Below are 25,242 nucleotides of genomic sequence, written 5' to 3' on the forward strand. Positions count from 1 at the left end.
AATTCTCTTCTGCGAGCATTGCCGGCCCCGCTTTCACCACGCCGAGCATCGGCACACTCGTCATCGATGCGAGCGTTTGGCTCGGCCGGCGAAGCACCCGCAAACTGCGAGCCTTCCTGGGCTGGCGAGCGACATAGCCTTTGCGTTCCAGTTGCAGAACCAATTGATGGGCGCTGGCGGCGCTGATGCCAAGCCGGTCGCCGAGTTCGGTCATCGTCGGTGCGATGCCATGGCGATCGATCGCGGCGGACAGTACGTCGAGTGCTCGCGATTGGCCTTCGGTGATTTCGGTTTGGCGTGGTCGTCCCCGGCTTGGTTTGGCTCGCTTCATGAATCGGCATCCTTGGCGGTTGAATGTGGCGGCTTGAATTCGCGCTGATAGACTTCGTTTCGTGCTACAACTAATCTAGTCCTACCGATTATTCCGACAAGCTAAATTTTGCTAGCAAACCATTGAGCACCGTAATTTGCAGGGAAAAAATCTTGAATTAGCGCTGATAAACGAAGTGGACATCGGACCGCGATGCGATCCCCGGTCAGTTGAAGGCGGGTTCGTTTGCGCAGCCGACTGACTTCGGCGGTGTGCCGGGTGCAGGTTGGCTTTGAACATCGGTTTGCCGCCGATGTTGGTTGTCTTGATTCCTTCGACGGCCGGTACGAACTCATAGACCGAGGACTGAAACCACGGCCGACCGCTGTGATCGCAAAGCGACCCTAGAAGCAGCGGCATGACGAAGTGAGCACGCGGTTCATTGAGGGCATGGGCCAAAAAGCTCAGTTCGTGTGAACCTCGTTGCTCCATCATCCAATTTGCCCCCGGCGCCGCCGTGTTCTCGATCACGATCTGCTGGTAAACTCCGCTATGTACCCGATGGATGGTACGACCGTGGCGGATCAAGGGTGAACCGAAATGAAGCTACAGCTGTTGCCGACGCCGTGATGGAACACGCAGAAAAGCGTCCGCAAATGTCGCTCGGCGTCGCAACTTTTAGTGCTGCCCAGCGGGATGCAATCATTGACGAGCTTGAAGTTCGTCGAAAAGAGAATCCTTCCGTTGAGGAGTTCTTTACCTTCGGCGGAATGGCACCCTTTTTCGTAAAAAGCCTCGAGAATGTTCAGGGCGATGAACGGGATGTCATCTTCATTTCTGTCGGATACGCAAAAGATCAAGACGGCTATTTCGCCCAAAATTTCGGACCTCTCAATCGCAAAGGCGGAGAACGACGCCTCAATGTGTTGATTAGCCGTGCGTCGGCTGCCTGCGAAGTCTTCACTTCGCTCAAAGCGGACGACATCGACTTAAATCGCACCCAGAGCGAAGGTGTTTCAGCTCTGAAGATGTACCTCAACTACGCGGAGCATGGTCGATTGGATGCGACGCAGTCTCACGGCGACGCGGACAGTATTTTTGAAGAGCAAGTTGCAAAAGCTCTGCGAAATCGAGGGCTTGATGTTGATCATCAGATCGGTGTGGGAGGATTTTTGATTGACTTGGCCATCCGAGACCCGGAGAGACGAGGTCGATACTTGCTGGGCATTGAATGTGACGGTGCCCAGTATCACAGCGCCAGATGGGTACGAGATCGCGATCGAATTCGTCAACAAATCCTTGAGTCGAGAGGGTGGATTATCCACCGAATTTGGAGCACGGATTGGTTCCAGCGACCTGAAGAACAATTGGCAAAAGTGATCGATTCGCTCGCGGATGCGAAAAAACACTGGGACGAAGTCGACAAAGCAGAAGCTGAGGCCGCGACAGTCATTCAACAGAGAGTAACGGTAAAGCCAATCGATGAAGATTCATTCTGGGAGCGGGTCGAGGTTTGCGAATCTGACGAGGACTACAAGGAGGGCAGCAATTCTTACCGAGAGGCAGCATTTGACGTCCGCGGTTTCGACGGTGGACCAGCAGATCTAGCAGAAAACCAACTTGCTGCACTAATCGATCGAGTCGTTCAGATCGAATCACCAATTCACATCGACGAAGCCGGACGTCGGTGCATTTCGATTCTCGGTCGCGGCCGTCTTGTCGCTTCCTTGAAAAGGAAGCTGACAGCGGCTGCAACGTTGTTGGCCGGCCAGCAAAAGCTTGAGCGGCGAGGCGACTTTCTGTATCGCTATCAACAAAAGGATTTTCCTGTGCGAAACCGGCGAGATGCCGACAACGCGGCACTTCGGAAGGTCGAGAATATTGCGCCGGAAGAATTGCGTGCCGCTATCGTCGCGGTGGTTCGCGATCACATAGGGACCGACGAGGCCGAGACATTCAGTTCCGTCGCAAAGGCATTCGGTATGAGCAACAGCCAGCCGTTTCAGGCGGCCATTCGAACTGAGCTAGGTCACTTGGCTGAGGAGAATGCGATCGAGGAGCGAGCTGGCAAATTGTTTGTTGGCTAAGGTCGGACCATCGCCCGACCCAGGCGTGTAAACCGAGACCGGGATGTCAAACAGAGACACAGAGAGTTCTCGGGGTTGTCTCTGGGGTGCGGGACGAACCTGGGTGGTTGGATTCGGCAGCCCGGACTCTCTCCGCGAAAGTTGGGACTTGGGATTTGGTAGCCGTGGTGGCGAAAGACCGCGAAAAAGGGGGCGGAAACGAGAAACGCCCGCGGGTCATGCTGGACCGACGGGCGTTAACTGGTTCGCGAGAGTTTTCGCTTTTTGAAATTTAGCTCCCCGATCCCAGCCGTCTCCGGAACAAGTCTCGGTTTGCTAAATCTTGTAAACCAATTAACGGTAAGGTATTACAGCATATCCGTCCGGTTCGATCAATGCCTTTTTCGATCTGGAAGTTCGAGGAAGTTTGCTGGGCGGGTTAACAGTAATCTGTTAACCAGATGCAAAATTGTCTTGCCCAACAGACAAACCGCGTTGGGGTTAACAGCCAGAGACTCCAGGAACACACACGCGAGCGTGACGATTCCCCAAGTTGTGACGTATGCTGTTCGTTGATTGATGGGCGTTCAACCTGATTTGAGCTCGCCCGATTTGGATCGTCGCTTAGCCTCTTCGCTTCATCGCGGTACAGCCATTAGTGAGCTCTGCTGTGCCACGAGGCCCGCTTATGCAACGTTCAGTTTTCGAATGTTGCGGACGGCTTCCTTAATGGCTTGGAATTCTCCGGGCGTACTTCCGATCACCAGACGCATCAGTTCCGGCATGTCCTTAGGATGCCGCTTCACCATTCCGTCAACGTCCTCCGGAACGCGATCGGCAAGAGCAATCCATAGATCGGCGTCCTCACCGAGGATTTTGGCAATTCGCCGAACGCGATTGGCCGTCGGTGGGTTGAAGTGTCCTTTCTCGACTTGGGATAGATACGTAGGCGACACCCCAATCATGCCTGCGAACTTCCGAAGCGTGATCCGCTTCTCCATCCGTCTTTCTCGCAACCGAGCTCCAAACGTAGTCGTTCGCACTTTCTCTCTCAATGTTGTATACACGTTATTGGCCTCTTTTTCCTAACAAATTCATCCGATCTGCTCATTGAACACGGCTGCGTTGACACGTTTGGTCACATTGATTCACTTTTCGATTGTTCGTTGTAGTTCGTTTCACATTTGATGGCGCTCGCAATTCGGATGGACGAAATGCTGCGGCGCGGCGAGGCACAGGACACGATCGAACTTGCCGAGTTAGGCAAAGTCTCGCAACCCCGTCTCACTCAGATCCTCAACCTATCGCTGCCGAGTTATCGAGATTCTTTGCATCATGAAACGTGATGACGACCCGCACGTTACGACGAGTAGAATAGCATCATGACTCCGCAAGAATGATTCATTCGTGAACGGATGCATGCCGGCGTGTGATTAATCGTTGCAGTTTTAGGGTAACCATCATTTAGGAACTGCTATCTCTGGGGCACACTCACGTTTTTGTTGAGTTTTTGGCTGCTTTTTAGAGGTGCAGATGGAAACGCCCCCGATCTTGGACGAGATGATTCGACGTGTTGTCGCTGGTGACCTTGACGCTTTCGCGGAAATTATTCGTGTTTGTCAGCGACCGGTTCGTGCTTGGATTGTTTCGCGATGTCCACCGGGCGGCGATGCAGATGATGTTGCGCAGCAAACCTTCGTAGCGGCTTTCAATCGGATTGACGAGTACGAGATCGGGACTGACTTTCGGGCGTGGCTGTTCACGATCGCTCGCTATCAATTGATGGCTGAATGCACTCGACTTAGAAGGATGGCTGACTACCACAGCCGATACGTGCCGCATGCACTGAGTCAGGAACTAGATCGGCGAGCGGAAGGCGTTGCTGAAGAACTCGCTCGTTTGTCACACCTACGTGAGTGTTTGCAAACGGTCGAAGGCAACGCACGAGACATTCTCGACTTGCGTTACGCCAAGGAACTCTCTCTGGCCGAGATCGCCGAGCGGTCGAATCGGAGTGTTGGGGCTATCAAGAAGCACTTGTTCGTTCTGCGGCAGAAATTGCACGACTGTATCGAAAAGAAGTTCGCCGAGGAGGCAGTCTAATGTCTCAGCAATTTGACGAGTTGTGGACGCGATTCCTGGAAGGCGAATTGGACGAGGAGGGCCTAGCCTCGTTGCAGGATTTGTTGGCGTCTGATTCCGAGCTGCTTGTGCGTGCGGGCGACCTTTACGAAGAGCACAGGCTACTTGGATTCGCCCTACAACCGTTTGACGATAAGCAATTTATCAACGACACGGTTTCAATTGTCGAAAATGACGGCCAGCAATTCGTTGGGGACGTCCTTTCGGAGCTTCGCGGAAGGCCGGGAACCGTAGTGCCGAAAGTAAACACCTGGGGGTGGCAGCAGTCTTTTCTGGCGGTCGCCGTAGCGGTTTCCATTTTTTTTGGTGGGCTGGCTTGGTTCTTTGCTAGTCGTGTACATGAGCCAGCCGGTGGCAACCTTTTCGCACAGTCAACAGCAGAACGCTACATTGCAACCGTGCTACTTGAGGACAATTGCACCTGGGGCGCAAGCGGCTCTCCTGCCGAGGGCCGACGTCTTTCATCGCAAATGCTCAATTTAAAGTCGGGCCTAGCTGTGATCCGGTTTGACGGCGGCGCAGAAATTGTGATGACTGGCGAAACCTCTCTTCTGCTCCAATCGGCCGGCAGTGCTGAATTGTTGTTGGGCGATGTTGTGGTCAGAGCGGAGGAGGAAGCGGAAGGGTTTACGCTTACAACACCGACAAGCGAAGTGATCGATCTTGGAACGGAGTTCGCGGTCAAGGTGAATCGTGTTGGCGACACGGAAGTGCATGTGCTGGATGGCGAAGTCAGCTATCGGCCAATTGATGCTGCGGACGAACTAGCCAAAATCTTGCAGGCCGGTGAAGGCATTGCCATCGACAAAAGCGGCCGCCCGCGTGCGGTTCCAATGAATTCGCCACGGTTTCAAGAATTCATTCGGCGTGTGAATCCAACTTCGCGATCTGATTTACTGACCGCCTATGAAGGATTCAACTATTCGCCTGGCATCCTTCCCTTAAAAGACAGCGTGGTTGGCAAAGGCTGGGCTGGACCATGGCGAAAGCGTTTACCAAAGGAGCGTACACTTCCGGCAGAGGATTTCTCGCCTGATCATTTTGAAATCGTTCATGGCGAGATGAACGTTACATGGCCCGTTCCTGGCGGTCGGCTTGGTTCGCTCAAGTTACCCGAAGGGGGAGTCTACTATGTGCGACCTCTGGCGGAGCAGATCAGGCTTGACCGCGATGGCGTCGCGTTCTTCAGTCTAATGGTTCGAGAAACCGAGCGTCGAACGGACAGCGATCAGCCGCGAGAACGTTTGCGACTGACATTGCGTTCGTCAGCCGATTTTGACGGTCAAGCGATCAGTTTCGGACACGGCCCCGGTTATCGACCAACCGTCAGGACAGGTGCTGGCATTTTACATACCAGTCCCCTGGTACTCCCAGCCGAACAAACCACGCTTTGGATCGGCAAGATTGTGGCACGGAAGCAAGGCGAGGATGAGATCTATTTCCGTGTCTACGGAGAATCGGATGTCTTGGACTATGCCGAACCAGCGACGTGGCATGTCGTGACGCGCGATGTGCAATTGGACGCGAATTTGGATCTCATCCTGCTCAGCAGTGAAGGCAAGACAGCCCGTTTAGTGGATGAACTGCGAATCGGCCCCACGTGGCGAAGTGTGGCTCCGATGGTGGAGAACGTAAAATGAAAAGACTGTCTCTACGTTCCTTCCGGGAGAGCCCGGCTCTCATGCCCGCAGAGGGCTCTCCCCGACCAGTTGCCCTGCGCCCGACCCTCCCGCGTGGCGGGAGGGCGAAGCAAAATCGCAAGCTCGAAACCTGCAAGTCGGGCTACGCGATCAATCGCATCGACGACATCCCGCCACTGCATGCGCAAGACCAACAGCGAGAGGCTGCCGACACCATGTTGCGTTTTTCAAGTATTGCGAGATTGACCGTCGTCATGTCGGTCCTTCTCACCATGTTTACGTTTCCAATGCCCGAAACGTTTGGCGAAGAAATCAACGCCATTGAACGCTCCGAGATTCTGTTCGTTCGCCGCATCGCTCCTTTACTTCGCGACAAGTGTGTCGCCTGCCACGGCAGTGATCCAGAGTTCATTGAAGGTTCGTTGGACCTCCGATCTGCCAGCGCGTTGAAGCGAGGCGGTGATAGTGGCGAGTCTGCAGTCGTGCCGAACAAACCTGATGAAAGTCCGATCTATCTTGCATCGCGGCGAGATCACGACGACTGGTCAGCGATGCCGCCGAAAGAATCGGAGAAGTTGAGCGACGAACAACTTCAGTGGCTGCATGATTGGATCGAGTCGGGTGCCAGGTGGCCTTCCCAAGAACGACAGGCAGCGATTCATGCGGAGTACACAGATGCCTGGTCAGTCGAGGATGGCATTAGCGTCAAAACATCCGGCGGTTTGGCCGACGACTGGTCAAATCGAAAATACGACCCGGCAGGGTTGTGGGCGTATCAGCCGATCCGCAAAACCGAGTTCACTGATGCAGAACTTCGCGACCGAAACCCTATCGACATTTTTATCGAACGCGCGTTGCCGAAGGGACTCTCAGTCGCGCCGTCGGCGTCGCGTCGCACGCTCATTCGGCGAGCAACATTTGACCTGACCGGGTTGCCGCCAAAGCCGGAAGAAGTCACTGCGTTCGTCGATGACGAACGATCGGATACAGATGCCTTCGCTGATGTCGTCGACCGTTTGCTGAAGTCGCCTCACTACGGCGAGCGGATGGCGCAGCACTGGCTGGATGTCGTGCGTTACGCCGATTCGTCGGGATTTGCCAACGACTACGAACGCGGCAACGCGTGGCGCTATCGAGACTATGTCATTCGTTCGTTCAACGACGACAAGCCTTACGATCAGTTCGTGCGTGAACAGATCGCGGGCGATGAAATCATGCCTCACGATCCGGAGGGTCAGGTCGCGGTTGGTTTTCTGCGAATGGGGCCGTGGGAATTGACCGGAATGGAAGTCCCCAAAATCGCGCGACAGCGGTTTCTGGATGATGTCACCAACAGCGTTGGCGAGACGTTTCTGGGGCACTCACTGCAATGTGCTCGCTGTCACGATCACAAGTTCGATCCCGTGCCAACGCGTGACTACTACAGCATTCAAGCAGTCTTCGCGACCACGCAACTGGCCGATCGCGAAACCCCGTTCAGCGAAAAGGAAAACGTCGCGGGTTTCGACGAACAGCGATTCCTTGGGCAGCGGCGCGAGGCACATATCGATGTGCTGATTCGGACACACGAGCGTCTGCTTGAGAATGGACAAAAGTGGTTCACGGAGAAGATCGAGCAGGGCGATACCGAATTTGTCGAGTATCGCCGGCGCTGGGACGAGGCGATTGCAAAGGCTCAGAACGAGAAACGTATTGAACCGTTCGGCCACGTTCGTAACCTGTTCGTCGAGCAGGGTATTCCGCAGGATCAATTTCCGTCAAAGCACGTTGGTTTGACGCCTGACGAGATCGGCAGCATGACGGTCGCTCGCAAGGGAATGGAGCGATTGAAGTGGGAACTGGACCGCTATCAGCCGGTCGCACTTTCGGTTTACAACGGGCACACACCCGATATCGACGCGGTGTATGCTCCGTTGCGAATGCCGAAAGATCCAAAAAAGGGTGAGTTGGAAGAATCGTGCATTCTGACCGGCGGCGATCCATTTGGTTCCGGCCCGCTGGTGACTCCGGCGGTGTTGAGCGTCATCGAAGATCAGGCGGCGGCCGATATTCCGACGGACGTGGAAGGTCGCCGAACGCAGTTCGCTCGGTGGGTGACCAATCCCGCGAACCCATTGACATCGCGCGTGATCGCCAATCGCGTGTGGCTGTGGCACTTCGGTTCACCGATCGCCGGAAACCCCAACAACTTCGGTTCCACCGGCGGACGACCGACGCATCCTGAGTTGCTCGATTATCTGGCAGCGACATTTGTTGATGAGGGTTGGTCGTTCAAATCGCTGCACCGACGCGTCATGCTGTCGGAAGCATACCGACGCAGCAGTTCGCATCCCGATCCCGAATCACTTGGGAAGCTCGATCCGGAGGGAAAGTCGATCGCCGTCTTCCGTCCGCGACGCCTATCCGCCGAAGAACTGCGTGATTCGATGCTCGCGGTCACCGGCGAATTGAACCCAACCCTCGGCGGCATCCCGTGTCGGCCGGAAATCAACATCGAAGTCGCACTTCAGCCGCGGATGGTGATGGGAACGTTCGCGCCGGCGTGGATACCCAACCCAAAACCGCAGCAGCGACACCGCCGCAGCATCTACGCCATGAAACTTCGCGGTCTGATGCACCCGATGCTGGAAGTCTTCAACTCGCCCGCTCCCGATTTCTCCTGCGAACGGCGAGAAGCATCCACCGTCACGCCACAGGTCTTCAGCCTGTTCAACGGACAAAACTCGTACTCCCGCGCGTTGGCGCTGGCGAATCGAGTGTCGAAGGAAGTCGACGGCAATAACTTCCAGAACAACGTGCAAGAGAGTGAGCACGCGATCCGACGTTGCTTTGAACTGGTTCTGAGCCGCCAACCCTTCGACGACGAAGCCACCGAATTTATGGCTCACTGGCAGAAGCTGAAATCCACTTTGCCCCAGCAGGCTCGCCCCAGCCCGCCGGTGCTGACGACGGTAAAGCGCGAGGCGGTGGAAGAGAACACGGGCGAACGTTTCACATTCGACGAACAACTCTTTTCCAACCACGAGTTTGAACCCGACCTGCAACCAAGTGATGTCAATCGAAACATCCGAGCACTCGCCGACATTTGTCTGGTGATGCTCAACTCCAACGAATTTGTCTATGTGTACTGATTGGCAATAACATGAACACGAACTACCTCAATCGACGCGAAAGCCTGTTTCGTCTCGGCACATCTTTGGGAAGCATTGCCTTCGCTTCGCTGCTCGCCGAACACTCTGGGGCCGATGACAAGCCGAACCCGCTTGCACCGAAAAAGGGTCACTTCCCCGCGAAGGCCAAAAACTGCATCTTTCTGATGATGGAAGGCGGGCCGTCACACGTCGACACTTTCGACCCCAAGCCCGCGCTCGAAAAACTGCACCTCAAGGAATTCACTCGTGAAGGTGAAATGAAGTCCGCGATGGAAAGCGGTAAACGCTACTATGTGCAAAGTCCGTTCAAATTCCGTAAGCACGGTCAGAGCGGAGCCGACATGGCGGACAACTGGGAACGTCTTTCCGAGGTTGCCGACGACCTGTGCTTCTTTCGCGGTTGCCAAGTCGACAGCGTCAATCACCCGACCGCGATGTACCAGATGAACTGCGGAAATCGCTTTGGCGGCGATCCGGGACTAGGTGCGTGGGTCACCTATGGACTAGGCAGCGAAAATCAGGACTTGCCCGGTTTTGTGGTCCTGCCGGAAATCTCCTATCCGCAGGGCGGCGCGGCGAACTGGAGCAACGGATACCTTCCCGCGTTCTATCAGGGCACGCCGCTGCGACCGAAGGGATCGCCGATCCTTGACCTGTCACCGCCGGAAGGCATTTCGCCCGAGCGGCAGCGCATGAACCTTGACTTACTCACGTCGATGAATCGCCGTCACGCTCAGCAGCATCCTCAACATGAAGAACTGGCTGCGCGACTGGAGAGCTACGAACTTGCCTTTCGCATGCAGACGGAAGTGCCCAACGCCATCGACATTTCTGACGAATCACAAAAGACGCTCGAAATGTACGGCGTCGGCAACGACGCCACCGATGCGTTCGGTCGAAAGTGTCTGCTGGCTCGTAAGATGGTCGAAAAAGGTGTTCGCTTCGTACAGCTGTTCAACGGTTCGTGGGACAGTCACGACTACATCGAACGAGCCCACGGAAACCTTGTACGCGGAGTCGACCAGCCGATTGCGGCATTGATCAAAGACCTCAAAGAACGCGGCCTGCTGGAGAGCACGCTCATCGTCTGGTGCGGTGAATTCGGAAGAACACCCGACAATGGTGTTCGCGGAGGAGTCGCCTACGGACGCGATCACAACCCTCACGCCATGACGATCTGGCTGGCCGGCGGAGGCTGCAACGCAGGCCACACCATTGGAGCAACCGACGAGTTAGGGATGACGGCTGTCGACGAAGTTCATCACGTTCGCGATTTCCACGTGACGCTCCTGCGACTCCTTGGCCTCGACGACAACAAGCTCACCTACTACCACGCTGGCCGTTTCAAGCAGCTGAGTCAATTTGGCGGCAAGGTCATTGAGGATCTTATCGCATGAATACGGTAACAACGAAGGACGATTACGGTTTGTGCCTGCAGATCATGCGGACAAGTCGCATGATCACATGGCTGGGCATTATCTGCGGATATTGCCTGCTGCCGCCAGCAGTTTGCGCGGAAGACGAAACTGGATCACCAGTTGGTCATGCGTTTATTCAACAGCACTGTGTTCACTGTCACGAGAATGGAAACGCAGAAGGTGGGTTGATTCTGGCCGACATGAAGCTGGATGCTGATGACCCGGTGAATCTTGCGAAGTGGGCGAAGGTTCATGATCGCGTTGCTGCTGGGGAAATGCCACCGGAAGATGAGGAGCGGCCAGACAAGGAAGACATCGCGAGTTTTGTTCGGAAGACGGCGGAAGCTCTGAACGCAGCATGGATGCAGCGATATGCAAATCGCGGACGAGTCGGCGGGCGTCGACTCAATCCAATTGAATACGAAAATACGATGCGGGATCTTTTGGCAGCTCCGTGGTTGGAACTCAAAGAGATGCTGCCTCCCGATCCGGAGTCGCACGGGTTCGACAATGTGGCCGCGGCACAAGAGATTTCTTATGTGCAACTCGCTCGCTACCTGGAAGCCGCTGAAGTGGCGATTGACGGTGCGATGCGCTTGCGACCCGCGCCCAAGCCGACGACCGTCCGTACGTGGTTCAGCGAAGAAGGTCGCTACCTCGGCAAGGATTGGCGCGAACGAATCGGCAGCCTGGAAAACAAGCCCGAGTGGACTTGGTTTTGGCAGGAACCCAACAGTGCGCAAACGCCGCGACACATTCGCAACACGTCGCAACGAATTCCGGGATGGTATCGCTTCCGCGTTCGGTGTCGGGCGGCGCTGTGGGACAAAGGCGAGCTGCTGCCACCCGAAGAAGGACAAGTCGCGTGGATGTTAACCGCCGCAAAACGCGTGTTGGCAAAATTCGATGTGCCTGAAGGCGAAGACGGAGGCATTGTCGAATTCACGGCGTGGCAACGCGAAAACGAGTTACTGGACTTCTTTTGTGCGACGATGGACGATCGACAGGTTTCGTTCAAAACAAAAGAAAAGGATCCCAAGAGCCAACGGGAAGCTCACGAAGGGTTCATGCAAACCTATCGTGGTCACGGCATCGCGGTTGATTGGTTTGAAATCGAAGGCCCATTCGCCGATGAATCTTGCGAAGGAGATGCGGATAGTCAAACGTGGCCCTCCGAAAGTTACCGGCGACTGTTCGGTGAATTGCCAATGCGCAAGTGGACAGAAGACAGCGGCTTGCGCCCACCCGAACCGCTCAATCGGCCTGACCTTACCGCCAACAAACACGGGCTTCGAGAAACGTTTCAGTTGCCGCCTGACATGATGATGGTGGTCTCGGAGCATCCACTCGAAGATGCTGAGCGACTTTTGCGGTCATTTATGAAGCGAGCGTATCGACGAGCACCGGAGGAATCTGAAGTGCAGCGTTGTCTTGCGTTCGCCAAAGGTCCCATCAATGACAAGGCGTGCTTTCAGGACGCGATGCGATTGGCTTATAAGGCCGCGCTCTGCTCACCTGACTTTTTGTATCTGCAAGAGAACACCGGCGAACTCGATGGCAATGCGCTCGCGTCTCGGCTTTCCTATTTGCTGTGGCGTTCGTTGCCAGACGAAGAGCTTTTGGCAGCCGCGTCCTCCGGAGAATTGCTGACCGACGCGGGACTGAAAAGCCAGTTTGATCGAATGCTCGGCGACCCGAGATCGCAGCGTTTTGTTGGTGACTTCACTGGCCAGTGGCTTGATTTGCGAAACGTACACGACACATCGCCGGATCGGTATTTGTTTCCCGAATACTTTTCGGACAACCACGTGGTTGATTCGGGAGTCGCTGAAACCGAAGCAACGTTCACAAAAATGCTTCGAGACAACCTGCCAGCGAAGACAATTGTCGATTCCGATTTCGTGATGATTAACGAGCGTTTGGCGACGCTGTATGGACTCGACGGCGTGAAGGGACAAGCAATCCGACCAGTCGCACTACCGCCCGATTCACCATACGGCGGACTCCTGACGCAATCGAGTGTGATGAAGGTGACGGCCAATGGTCTGACAACATCACCGGTGCTGCGAGGTGTGTGGGTGATGGATCGTATTCTCGGAAATCCGCCATCGCCACCGCCGCCGGGGGCTGGTTCGATTGAACCCGACACGCGAGGTGCAACCACCGTGCGCGAGCTGTTAGCGAAACACAGCCGAGACGTATCGTGTGCAAGCTGCCACAAAGCGATCGACCCACCGGGCTTCGCGCTAGAAAACTTTGACGTGATGGGCAAGTGGAGAGATCACTATCGCAGTTTCGAGAAGGGCGAGAACGTTGATTTGATAGTTGCCCTTCGCAAGGTTCAATACAAACGGGGGCTGCCTGTCGATGCGTCGGGCGTGACTCAGGAAGGGCAAGCCTTCAAAGACATCCACGAATTCCGTCGCTACCTCGCCGGGCAAGATGAACAACTTGCTCGCAACTTGACGCAGCGGTTCATGACATTCGCGACCGGTGCGGGCATCTCGTTCGCCGATCGCAGCGTTATCGAGGGCATTCTGCTTGAAACCAAGGACGATGGTTTTCCGGTTCGCTCATTGCTCCAGCAAGTCGTCCTTAGCAACACATTTCGATCTAAGTAGGAAGCGAACTCATGACCAAAGTCTCTCAACCTTCAATCAGTCGTCGAACGGTCCTGCGTGGCCTAGGCGTTGGAATAGCGCTTCCGCTGCTCGACGCGATGACTCCGGCGTGTGCTGCAAGCGAAGCATCGGCAGGGACGCAACGCCTCATTGCAATCCAAACGAATCAAGGCATTTTGCCGAAGTACTTCTTCCCCAAGGGTAACGGCCGCGACTACGAAGCGTCACCGTACTTGCAAATTCTGGACAAGTTCCGAGACTCGATGACGGTCTTTTCAGGCGTCTCGCATCCGGAGGTCGACGGAGGGCACTCCGCCGAGAAGTGCTTCCTTACAGCAGCACCGCATCCGGGGATGGGCGGATTCCGCAATTCCATTTCTGTCGATCAGTACGCTGCAGAACGGATCGGTCACCTGACTCGATTTCCCTCACTAGCACTGTCGGTGGGCACAAAGCAGAGCCTGTCGTACACGCAGTCTGGTGTTCAGATTCCCGGCGAAGAATCTCCCTCGCGACTATTCCGCAGACTGTTTGTGCAAGGATCAAAACAGGAAGTAGACGCTCAAGTCGCCAAGCTACGCAGCGGACGCAGCATCTTGGACTCCGTCGGCGAACGAGCTCGCCAGTTGGGACGTCGAGTCGGGCCATCGGATCGCGAGAAGCTGGACCAGTTCTACACCGGTGTACGCGACTTGGAGAAACGCCTGCATAAGAGTGAGCAGTGGGAGCAGCAACCCAAGGTCAAAGTATCGATGGAGACGCCTCAAGACTTCAAAGACCCCGGCGCATTGATCGAGCGAACTCGAGTGATGTTCGATCTGGCCCGCATCGCGATGGAGACCGATTCGACACGTTTGATTTCGATCTACATTCACCAGAACGACGCCAAGCCAAACATAGCTGGCGTCGACACTGGGACGCACCCGCTGACACACCATGGCAACCAGCCTGAAAAACTTGACCAACTGAAACTGATCGAAGAAGCCCAGTTCAAAGAACTTGCAAATCTGCTGGCAGGTTTGGCTGATTCCGACGTTGGGGCCGGTTCACTGCTCGATCAAACATCCGTCATCTACGGCACATCACTCGGCAACGGCAACTCACACGCCAACAACAACCTACCAGTGTTAATCGCGGGTGGCGGATTCCGCCATGCCCAGCATCTCTCTCTTGGTGGCAGCCACGATTATCCACTGCCAAATTTGTTTGTCAGTGTGCTGCAGCGACTGGGAATAGAAACCGATCAGTTTGCCACTGCTACAGGCACCATGCGTGGATTGGAGTTGGCATGAAAAACCGAAAATTAGTTACCCATCTCTCTACAGCAGTTGTTCTGTTTGTAATGACCGGCGTCACCGTCCCTGTCGCATACGGAGACGAACATTCTCTTGCCGAGCCTAATCACTGGAATCAACTCTTCAACGGACAGAATCTCACCGGCTGGACCGTTCGCAGCGGCACCGCCAAGTTTGAAGTCGTTGACGGCATGATCGTCGGCACCACGGTTCGAATGAGCCCCAATTCGTTTCTTTGCAGCGAACGTGAGTACGCGGACTTTGAATTGGAGTTAGAGATGCACTGCGATCCCGGATTGAATTCTGGCATTCAGGTCCGTAGCCAAATCGCTGACGACGGAACGCAGGTCACAATCACTAAGAACCCGAAGCAGCCAAAGACGATTACTCTGCCGAAGGATCGCGTTTACGGATATCAAATCGAAATCGCAAAAGCCGAGTCCGGTCGCAGCGGCGGCGTCTATGACGAAGCGCGTCGATTCGTCTTTCTTGATGACTTGGATGGAAAGCCCGAAGCCCAAGCCGCGTTCAAGGATGACCAATGGAATCGCATTCGCATCCGCTGCGTTGGCGACCGTATCCAAACGTGGGTGAACGATATCGCGTGCGCCGACGTGCGAGACAAGATGGACCGAAAGGGCATCATTGGTTTACAGGTTCACGGCAACATCGCGGTGACTGGCCGCGTCATCAACAAGGAATACCACAAGCACCAAATTCGATTTCGCAACATTCGGATTCGCGAACTGGAAACTGCGGCAGCCGACGGACGCAAGGCCACACCGTTTTCAGGAACACCATTCAAACTGCCCGGTCGCGTTGAAGCTGAGGAATTCGACCACGGTGGTGAAGGTGTGGCTTATCACGACACCGAAGCACTGAACAAGGGCAGCGGGAAGCTAAATCTATCCCGTGGTGATGACGAGGCTTCATTTCGTCGAAGCGAAGGCGTTGACCTTTCTTTTACGAAAAAGCCGCACGGTCGATTTTCGGGTGATATCACCTTTTCAGGCGATGCAGAACCACCGGGATCGCTCTATCTGGGATGGACCGCGCCGGGCGAGTGGCTTCGATACTCCATCGACGTTCAGCAAGCCGGCCGCTACGTCGTGTCTGGGCATGCCTCGGCGAACAATCAGGACTCAACGTTGGAGCTGCATTTCAGCGGTAACAACCAGAGCTGTACGGTCGCGTTGCCGCATACCGGCAGTGCTCATCGATGGGCGACCGCAGAGAATCTTGGCAGCGTCGAGCTTTCTTCCGGTCTCCAAACCATGACGCTGAAGGTTGGCGATACGGGTGGCTTCAATGTCGACTGGCTGGAGTTTACTCGCCAACCTGAGCCCACCGCCAACACCGAGAAAGATGATCGGCGTCCCAACATTCTGCTGATCGTAGCGGACGATTTGGGTTTCAGTGACTTGGGTTGCTATGGCAGTGAAATCGAAACGCCAAATCTGGATCAACTTGCTAAGAATGGCCTGCGGCTGACTCAGTTTTACACGACAGGCCGTTGTTGCCCTTCGCGTGCGAGTTTGCTTACCGGGCGGTATCCGCACAGCGTGGGCCTTGGTCACATGACCAAAGACATCGGTCAGCCTGGCTATCGAGGACAAGTCTCAAAGGACGCAGGGACCATCGCCCAGCAAATTTCCGGTGCAGGATACCGTTCGTTCCTATCTGGCAAGTGGCATCTCGGAACCGATGACCCGACTCAGCACGGCTTTGAGGAATTCTACGGTACGCTGACCAGCGCGAAGACATTCTGGGATGCGGATCATTACTTGCGCTTGCCGGAAGAACGAAAGTCGCGGCGATACGGAAACGATGAATTCTACGGAACGGACGCTCTCGCCGACCACGCGATCGATTTTCTGGATGCGGCACGCGAGACGCCTGACAAGCCTTGGTTTCTATACGTTGCGTTCAATGCTCCTCACTTCCCGCTGCAAGCTCCGAAGCCGCTCATTGCCAAGTACGCCGACCGCTATGTCGATGGTTGGGATGTAGCGCGTCAGCGGCGATTCGATCGCATGAAGAAACTTGGCATTGTTCCGAAAGACACTGCCTTGACTCCGCGTAGCCCCCATTTCGATTGGGGCGAATCTGAGCCCGCTGAAAACCCGCCGTGGGACTCGCTTGATAAAGACCGACAGGCCGATTTAGCCAGACGCATGGCGATCTATGCCGCGATGGTCGATTCGATGGACCAGAACATCGGTCGCGTGCTTGACGGCTTACGTGAATGTGGCGAGCTAGAGAACACCTTGATTATTTTTACGTCCGACAACGGAGCCTGTGCGGAATGGGATCACTTTGGATTCGATGTGAAATCAAGTCCGAACAACAAGCTTCATCTTGGTCACGAGATTGAGAAGATGGGATCGCCCGGTACCTTCCACAGTGCCGGATCGGGATGGGCCAATGTTTCCAACACTCCGTGGCGGCTTTACAAGCACTACAACCACGAAGGTGGCATTGCCGTCTCTTGCATCGTGCATTGGCCAGCGCGAATGCGAGAAAAATCCTCGCGTCGCGGGGCGATCGACGACACGCCATCACACCTCATCGACGTCCTACCGACGTTGCTGGATGCTGCGTATCGGCGGCATCCTGCCGCCGGAAAGGATCGGGAAACGGCGGCTGGAAGCCACCGAGACGAGGGCGAGAGCCTCCTGCCATTGCTTGACGGAAAGACGGTCGCTCGGCGCAGACTTTTCTTTGAACACGAAGGGAACCGTGCGGTTCGTGATGGGCAGTGGAAGTTGGTAGCACTGAGGAATCAGCCGTGGGAACTGTACGACATGCAGGGGGACCGTACCGAGTTGAACAACCTGGTCGCCATGCTTCCAAATACGGTAGCAAGACTGTCAAACGCTTGGGATGAATGGGCCGCGAAGAACCATGTCACGCCACTTCCTGATGATTATCAAGTCGATTATGTGCCGGCACGAGCATCGAAAGAATTAAAGCCAGAACAGCTCACGTCCGGCCCGGTCCGTAGACTTGCTGATGGGTTCCGGTTCACCGAAGGCCCGGCATGGGATGGTGACGGCAATTGGTACTTTTCTGATATCCCCAACAAAACGCTCCATCGCATGTCTGAAGACGGCAAGTTTGAGCTGGTTCGCATTGGCGAGCAGGCGTCCAACGGAATCGTTGTCGATACCGAGGGTCGATTGATCTTTTGCGAAGTGGGTGGGCGGCGCATCGTGTCGCGATCGGTTGACGGCAAAGAAACGACGCTCGCGGATTCTTGCGATGGCAAACCGATTGGGATGCCAAATGATCTGTGGCTTGCTCCTTCCGGTGGCATCTACTTCACCATTCCAGTGACCAACAAGCAGCGCGCGAAGGTCGTTCCGCCAGAAGCCGTCAACGCGACCGTTTGCTTCATCTCGCCGGATCGCAAAACTGTGCGTGAGGTCGGATACGATCTGAAGAACGCAAATGGCATTGTCGGCAGCAGTGACGGCAAAAGCTTGTACGTCGCCGATCCGCGATCACAAATGTGTTTTCGCTACTCGATTGGTGCTGACGGAAATCTTTCTAATCAGCAAATCGCGGCGACACGGTTTTCGGATGGTCTGACGCTCGATGAAGCGGGCAACCTGTACACGACATCAAAAGAAGGCGTTCGAGTGTTCTCACCGGACGCCAAAGAGATCGCATTGATTCAAGTTCCTGAAACCCCGGCCAACATGACCTTCGGCGGCATCGACGGACGAACTCTACTCATCACTGCGAGAACAGGCATCTACGCCGTTCAGATGCAGGTGCGCGGAGATTTCAGAAAACAACCGGTCGGAGCCAACAAACAATGAATCGCAAATCACGATATTTGAATCGCCAACGCTTGCTACAAGGCGAGGGCATGACGCAAATCTGCCTTTCACATTGGCTGTGTGCCGCGTTTCTCGTTCTAGCTTGTTCAGTCCCTGCGCTGGCCGCTGATCGGCCCAATGTTCTGTTCATCGCCGTCGATGATCTGCGACCGGAACTTGGCTGCTATGGAAACAGAGCGATCACACCGAATATCGATCGGCTGGCCGCCAGCGGGATGCGTTTCGATCGTGCTTACTGCAACCAAGCGGTTTGTGGTGCTTCGCGCATCTCATTGATGACGGGTCTCTATCCCGAATCAACCGGCCTGCGGAGCTACCACGTTAAAGACTGGCGGAAAAAGCTCGCGGATGTGACGACACTCAACCAGCATCTCAAGAACCATGGTTACCTGACAGTCGGTCTTGGAAAAATCTATCACGAACGAGTGGGACACGACGCGGTCGATGGCGACAACTGGGACCGTTGGTTTGATCTCGCGCACGAGACTCATTGGGTCGATCCTGAAAACATCGCAACGCATTATCGCAATGACAAGCAATCTCTGGAAACGGGAAAAGGCCCCAAACGAGGCCCTGTGACTGAGTCAATTGATGTTGCAGACAATGCGTACATCGATGGCGGGCGAGCGGACCTTGCTGTCCGATTGATCAACCAGCTTGGCGGTCGCTCGGAGAGTTTCGTCGACGTGTCGCTTGATACGAAAATGTTGGCTGAGAACAAGCCGTTCTTTCTCGCCGTTGGTTTTACGAAGCCGCACCTTCCGTTCAACGCGCCGCAAAGGTACTGGGAGCTTTACGAGCGAGAGGGTTTTCGTATGCCGCCGAATTCCGGAGTTCCCACCGGATACCCAGTCGGGGCTGCCAACCTGAATCCCGGTGAGATCAAGTATTATGGCGACATTCCAACGGACGAAGCTCCAACCGAATGGGCGGGCGAACTCAACCAGCGACTGCTGCACGGCTATCACGCCTGTGTTTCTTTCACCGATGCGCACATCGGGCGACTGCTGGACGCATTGGACGAAAACAGTCTTGCGGACAATACGATTGTCATTCTGTGGGGTGACCACGGTTGGAAACTTGGTGATCATTCTTCGTGGTGCAAGCACACCAACTTTGAAGTCGACACCCGTGTACCGCTCATCATCCGCCATCCCGGGGCGGCACAGCCAAGAGGAACGAGATCGTCCTCACTCGTCGAGTTGATTGACCTTTATCCCACTCTCTGCGAACTCGCGGGGATTCCCCTTCCATCGCATCTCCAAGGACGATCGATCGCGCCGATTCTTCGTGAGCCTTCCGCCGAGATCCGTGACAGCGCCTATTCGTCCTATCCAGCCAGCGTCGGCAAGGCCAGCACGATTGGTCACTCGATCCGCACGGCAAACCATCGTTATACGCAGTGGTGGGACAAGAACGACGCGGAGTCTGTCGTTGCGGCGGTCGCGACTGATCTTTCTATTGATCCGGGCGAAACGACGGCACTCGCAGATGACGATCCCTTGCTGTCGAAACTGGCAATGCAGCTACGATCACGAGTGATGGCGGCTCGCAAACCTCCGCAACAGGAAGCCCCGGCTGATGATGACAAAAAAGAAGTCGGCGAATTCTCGATTCCCGATGTCAGTCCGCTCACCGCTGCGCAGCTCGCCAAGTTGCGGAAGCTTGTGAAGACTGATCCCGAAGCTGCGGCGTTGGCGGCTTCGATTGGGGAGCAGGCGACTCCGTTGCTTGAGACTGAGCCGCGGCCAATCGTCGTGATTGAGTACGAGGGGCTGGTCAACACAGATCCAAAGCGGATCAAAACTGTCGAACACTTGAATCAGATGAGCGAGATCGCGCTGTTGATGCGACACTGGCAAGCGACCGGCGACGAACTTACCGCCAAGACGCTGCGGCATTTAATTGCTGGCTGGGCGGCGACTTACGAGCCCACCGGCAACGACGTCAACGAAAACAAATTTCATCCACTGCTGGTGGCGTACCTTGCACTGCGAGATTCGTTTGACGAGCTTCGACGGCGACGCGTTGACGCATGGGTTCAGCAGATTGGTGAATTGCATGAACCGGCTGTCGCGAAGTCCGAGCATGTGACCAACCGGTACTCCAAGAGTGTCCGGCTGTTGGCAATGGCGGGACTGATTCTGCAGCGAGACGACTGGGCGGAAGCGGCCAACGAAGGTGTGAGGCGATTTGTTCGCAAAAGCCTCTACGCCGACGGAAGCAGTCGCGACCTGAAACATCGTGACAGTTTGACCTACCACGGCAGTTCACTGAAACCGCCGATGGAACTGGCAATGCTCGCGGGCGACGACGGGCTGGCGTTGTACTCGTGGGCATCTCCAGATGGCGGCTCGCTGAAAAAATCTGTCGACTTCATGGTGCCGTATGCCATGGGCAAGAAGACTCATGCCGAATGGGTCAACACGCAAGTCGATCTCGACCGCCGCCGTGCCGCTGAGGGAATTGAAAAGTACCGTGCGGGTCGATTGTATGAACCGAAAGATGCGTTGGGAGTGATGGAGTACGCCAGTTACTTTGACCCCGACTTGATGCAAGTCGTGCGACATCTGACAGAGGGCGATGCGAAGCGTTTCCCGACTTGGCGAACGCTAATTAACGCAGCCGCTGATACGAAGGACAAACAATGAACTCACAGCCTCTGAATCGCCGTCGTTTGTTGCAAGGTGCTGGTGTGACGCTCGCGTTGCCACTGCTGCAATCATTGTCGCCAGTTGATGCTGCCGAAAAGGAACGACGTGTGACGCCGGAGTCAGACGGCAAACCGCGCCGGATGGTGTTCATTTGCAACAACCTCGGTCTGCACATGCCGTACTTTGTACCGGAGCAGACGGGCTTCGACTACACGCCTTCGCCATATCTGGAAGTGCTTGGCGGTCTTCGCAGGAAGCTGACCGTTTTCTCAGGCGTCTCCCACCCGCACGTTGACGGTGGCCATGCCGCTGAAAAATCCTTCCTGACTGCGGCACCGCATCCGGGCAGCGGGAGTTTCCGCAACAGCATTTCTGTCGACCAATTGGTGGCCGAATCGATCGGCAAGCAGACGCGTATCTCATCGTTGATTCTGAGTGCTAACGGTGGTGGTTCGCTGTCTTGGACGCGAAGTGGCGTCCCGATTCCCGGCGAAGAATCCCCGTCAAAGGTGTTTCGTAAGCTGTTCACGCCCGGTTCTTCCTCCGAAGTCTCTCAGCAGATCACACGCCTTCGGCAAGGGGCGAGCGTGATGGACATGGTAATGGGCGAAGCAAAGAAGCTGCAAAAAAATCTCAGTCGCGATGATCGGCAGAAGTTCGATGAATACACGACCAGCGTTCGCGAAGTGGAGCAGGAGATGGTTCGCCAGCAGGAGTGGGAACGCAAACCGAAGCCGAAGGTTGTTGCCAAGGAGCCGGCCGACATTCGCGATCAGGCCGACACCATTGGCCGATCCAAGCTGATGTACGACCTGATCGCCCTCGCTTTGCAAACCGATTCCACACGGCTTGCCACGGTCATGTCCGTTGGTTTTTTTGCGGTCCCGCCGATCGATGGAGTCACCGAGGGCTATCACACGCTTTCCCATCATGGCAAAGATGCGGACAAGCTCGCTCAGCTTGCTGTGATCGAGAAGCAACACATGGGAATCCTGCGAGATTTCCTTGCCAAACTGGATGCGACTCGGGAAGAGGACGACACGCTGCTGGATCGCACGATGGTTCTGTTTGGTAGCGACATGGGGAATGCGTCCAGTCACAACACGACGAACGTACCGATCGTGTTGGCGGGCGGCGGCTTTAATCACGGACAGCATCTCGCATTCGACAATTTCAATAACGAACCGCTGTGCAATGTCTATGTGAGCATGTTGCAGCGGATGGGACTGCCAATTGACCGCTTTGGTAGCAGCACTGGGACGATTCGAGGATTGGAGTTTCAATCATGAGTCGTATTCAAACAGGCGGCACGCCTTTTGGTAACCCGAAGCGTATGCGAGGGACCGATACGGCGTGGTCCCTCGCTTACGCTGCGGGTTACCTACTCCTTGCGTTCTCGCCATGCAGCCTAGCCCAAGCCGATGACCTGCGCGCGTCCAAACAGTTGCTGAATCAATACTGTGGTGAATGCCACGGCGATGGTGCCGACGAAGGCGAGTTTGAACTCAAGTTCTTGCAAGGTGATTTGGCCGAGCCTGCCAACTTCGACGCTTGGAAACTGGTGCATGACCGAATCAATACCGGAGTGATGCCCCCGCCTGACGCGGAACAGCCCACTGCGGAAGAAGTCGAAACAGTGCTGGCTCCGCTCGCCGATGCGCTGGCCGCTGCACAGAAAACGCAGCAGGCAGAGTTGGGGCGAGTCACCGCAAGGCGATTGAATGCGATTGAGTTTGAAACAACGCTTTCGGACCTACTGCAAACGCCACTCGACATCGCCGATCTCTTGCCTGCCGATGCGAAGGCCGAAGGTTTTTCAACCGTTGGTTCAGCGCTCAATATCTCCAGCGTTCAGATGGAGGCCTACCTGCAAGCGATTGACTCAGCCATCGACCAAGCGGTGCAGTTCACGGAGAAACCGGAGACACAGAAATTCCGGCTCTCGTTGCTCAACAGCAACGGCTACATGCAAGTCTACCGAGCCGAACACCCAACTCTGCCTGTCGTCGATGGGATGATCCTCTACGCCACCGAATCCATGTCCGCTCACAACGCACTTTGGGGCCAGTATGTCGTTCCGCGAACCGGCAAGTATCGAATCAAGGTGTCGGCCTACAAGGTCAATAGCAAAGAGCCAATTGCACTGACCATGCGTGTCGGCGGCAATGGACACAAGGAGTCATTGCGCGTCAAACACCGCTTGTTGGAGCATTTGGAGATTGCGTCGGACAGACCGGAGGTCCACGAGTGGGAAGGCGAATTGTTACGTGGACATTTCTTGCATCTTTATCCGTCTGAGTTACCGGTCAAACGATTCCCGAAGAACCAAAAGTACGAGCAAGTCACATGGGACGGCCCCGGTGTTTGTGTGCAATGGCTTGAGATCGAGGGGCCGATCACTGAATCGTGGCCTCCGCAGGGACAGGAAGTTCTGTTCGGTGGAGTCACAACAGAACCGATCACCGGGGCGAGCAACCCTGATCCAAACGTACAACTGCATTCGCCACCGATCATTCCGGCAGACCCAATCACCCTGCCGGACGATTGGCCAAAGGGCGGCAATAAGTGGGAGCGACTGGCTGGACAACTCGACGAAGATGCGAAGTTCGTCGCACAGGACTATTCTCGCCGGCGAGGCAAGGTCGTTCGAGAGATATTGGAGGGAAAACGAAAAGGTACTGAGCCGTTGCCGGACTACCAAATGGCTCCTTATCACTTGCCCATCGGTAGCCCGCTGCCATCCTATGGCGGCGAACCCATTTACAAAGACGCGCAGCATCCCGGTGATTTGGTTCGCACCATGGCACTGGCACCGAAGAACCCGAAGGCGGATGCGGAACGCTTGGTTCGTCGCATCCTGCCGCTGGCGTTTCGCAGAGCGGTTACTAAAAGCGAAGCCGATCGTTATGTCGCGTTCGTACATGACTGGCTCGATGAAGGCGTGAGGTTCGAGTCGGCAATGAGGACGGGTTACAAGGCGATCTTTACATCCCCTCAGTTTCTGTTTCACCAATCGACGTTGTCCGCTGATGAGTCCACTGGCGACTTTGCGTTAGCCGAGCGACTGGCCTATTTCCTGTGGTGCAGCACTCCAGATCGCGAACTGCTGCGATTGGCGCAGTCGGGCGAGCTCGCAAAGCCCGAGGTACTCAGGCAACAAACCGAGCGGATGATCAGTGATAAGCGATCCGGGCGCTTTATTGAAGATTTCCTCGGCCAGTGGCTCGACTTGTATGAAATCGAATTCACCACTCCCGACTTGGCGTTGTTCCCGGAATACGACCCGGTGCTGCATTGGTCGATGCTAAGCGAATCACATGCGTTCTTTCAACACTTGCTCAACAACAATTTGCCGGCTCGAAATCTCATCGACTCAGATTTCATTACCATCAACCGCCGACTCGCCGAGCACTACGGTATCTCCGGTGTCACAGGAATGCAGCCAAGTGTAGTGAAGGTTCCCCGTGACTCCATGCGTGGCGGCGTGATGACTCAAGCGGCAGTATTGAAGGTGACCGCGAACGGCACCAACACCTCGCCGGTTGTACGCGGAACGTGGGTTCTTGAACGCATTCTCGGCACGCCTTCGCCTCCTCCGCCGCCGGGCGTTCCGGCCGTGGAACCCGACATTCGTGGAGCAGTGACGCTCCGCGAACAACTAGAAAAGCACCGTAGCGATTCAGCCTGTGCATCCTGTCACGCAAAGATTGATCCACCGGGCATTGCTCTGGAGAGCTTCGATCCCGTGGGGCGTTTCCGGACGAACTACCGAATTCTCAATCCAGAACTTGCTGGGCTAAAGAAGTACGACCGTCGGATTCGCTACGACAAAGGCTTGCCCGTTGACCCGTCTTATCGGTTACCAAGCGGGCAAGAGTTTGCCGACGTCCGTGAGCTGAAACGCATCTACACCGCGAACGAGCGGGAGATCGCGCGGATGATGGTTGATCGACTCTTGGTCTATTCGACGGGTGCGACGACGACGTTTGCCGATCGATCCGCGATTGAAGAGATCGTTGCGAGAACGGAGGTGGAGCAATTTGGTGTGCGTTCGATCATACATGCCGTTGTTCAAAGTGAGTTGTTCCGCAGCCGATAG

14 protein-coding genes are annotated in these 25,242 nt (G+C 55.5%); 12 read left to right on the top strand and 2 right to left on the bottom strand.

What is annotated here, in order from left to right; all coding sequences use genetic code 11:
• Nucleotides 1-331, bottom strand: a 331-nt coding sequence (locus ABX962_RS01655; protein WP_372716001.1) for a LexA family protein, incomplete at its 3' end; no start/stop codon positions are given.
• 569 nt (nt 332-900) lie between these two features.
• Between ABX962_RS01655 and ABX962_RS01660 the strand changes: the two genes are divergently transcribed.
• Nucleotides 901-2,397: an AAA domain-containing protein gene (locus ABX962_RS01660; protein ID WP_372716003.1), complete on the top strand. Its 1,497-nt coding sequence runs from the start codon at nt 901-903 to the stop codon at nt 2,395-2,397.
• Nucleotides 2,398-3,062: 665 nt separating this feature from the next.
• Here ABX962_RS01660 and ABX962_RS01665 read toward each other — a convergent pair.
• A complete protein-coding gene (locus ABX962_RS01665) occupies nt 3,063-3,419 on the bottom strand; it encodes a helix-turn-helix domain-containing protein (RefSeq protein WP_372716005.1) in 357 nt (118 codons plus the stop codon).
• A gap of 144 nt (nt 3,420-3,563) precedes the next feature.
• On the opposite strand from ABX962_RS01665, the gene ABX962_RS01670 reads away from it, so the two are divergent.
• The 11 genes from ABX962_RS01670 (at nt 3,564) to ABX962_RS01720 (ending at nt 25,242) form a co-directional block, all read left to right on the top strand.
• A complete protein-coding gene (locus tag ABX962_RS01670) occupies nt 3,564-3,722 on the top strand; it encodes a hypothetical protein (protein ID WP_372716007.1) in 159 nt (52 codons plus the stop codon).
• Nucleotides 3,723-3,909: 187 nt separating this feature from the next.
• Entirely contained in the window at nt 3,910-4,479 is a 570-nt protein-coding gene (locus ABX962_RS01675) for an RNA polymerase sigma factor (protein WP_372716008.1), read from the top strand.
• Nucleotides 4,479-6,158: a FecR domain-containing protein gene (locus ABX962_RS01680; protein WP_372716010.1), complete on the top strand. Its 1,680-nt coding sequence runs from the start codon at nt 4,479-4,481 to the stop codon at nt 6,156-6,158. Before ABX962_RS01675 ends, ABX962_RS01680 begins: the two co-directional genes overlap by 1 nt.
• Nucleotides 6,159-6,430: 272 nt before the next feature.
• A complete protein-coding gene (locus ABX962_RS01685; RefSeq protein ID WP_372716012.1) occupies nt 6,431-9,289 on the top strand; it encodes a PSD1 and planctomycete cytochrome C domain-containing protein in 2,859 nt (952 codons plus the stop codon).
• An 11-nt stretch (nt 9,290-9,300) separates the two neighbouring features.
• Nucleotides 9,301-10,707 carry a DUF1501 domain-containing protein gene (locus ABX962_RS01690; RefSeq protein ID WP_372716014.1) on the top strand — a complete coding sequence of 469 codons (1,407 nt, stop codon included), beginning with the start codon at nt 9,301-9,303 and terminating at the stop codon, nt 10,705-10,707.
• On the top strand, nt 10,704-13,349 hold the full coding sequence (locus ABX962_RS01695; RefSeq protein ID WP_372716016.1) for a DUF1592 domain-containing protein: 2,646 nt from the start codon (nt 10,704-10,706) through the stop codon (nt 13,347-13,349). Before ABX962_RS01690 ends, ABX962_RS01695 begins: the two co-directional genes overlap by 4 nt.
• A gap of 11 nt (nt 13,350-13,360) precedes the next feature.
• A complete protein-coding gene (locus ABX962_RS01700; RefSeq protein WP_372716018.1) occupies nt 13,361-14,641 on the top strand; it encodes a DUF1552 domain-containing protein in 1,281 nt (426 codons plus the stop codon).
• Nucleotides 14,638-18,468 (top strand): sulfatase-like hydrolase/transferase, encoded by a 3,831-nt coding sequence (locus tag ABX962_RS01705; protein ID WP_372716020.1) that lies wholly within the window; start codon nt 14,638-14,640, stop codon nt 18,466-18,468. The genes ABX962_RS01700 and ABX962_RS01705 overlap by 4 nt, the downstream gene beginning before the upstream one ends.
• Nucleotides 18,465-21,140 carry a sulfatase-like hydrolase/transferase gene (locus ABX962_RS01710; protein WP_372716022.1) on the top strand — a complete coding sequence of 892 codons (2,676 nt, stop codon included), beginning with the start codon at nt 18,465-18,467 and terminating at the stop codon, nt 21,138-21,140. The genes ABX962_RS01705 and ABX962_RS01710 overlap by 4 nt, the downstream gene beginning before the upstream one ends.
• Nucleotides 21,137-22,432 carry a DUF1552 domain-containing protein gene (locus ABX962_RS01715; RefSeq protein ID WP_372716024.1) on the top strand — a complete coding sequence of 432 codons (1,296 nt, stop codon included), beginning with the start codon at nt 21,137-21,139 and terminating at the stop codon, nt 22,430-22,432. Before ABX962_RS01710 ends, ABX962_RS01715 begins: the two co-directional genes overlap by 4 nt.
• On the top strand, nt 22,429-25,242 hold the full coding sequence (locus ABX962_RS01720) for a DUF1592 domain-containing protein (protein ID WP_372716026.1): 2,814 nt from the start codon (nt 22,429-22,431) through the stop codon (nt 25,240-25,242). Before ABX962_RS01715 ends, ABX962_RS01720 begins: the two co-directional genes overlap by 4 nt.

The sequence above is a fragment of the Novipirellula sp. genome (assembly GCF_041583735.1).
Classification (GTDB): Bacteria; Planctomycetota; Planctomycetia; order Pirellulales; family Pirellulaceae; genus Novipirellula.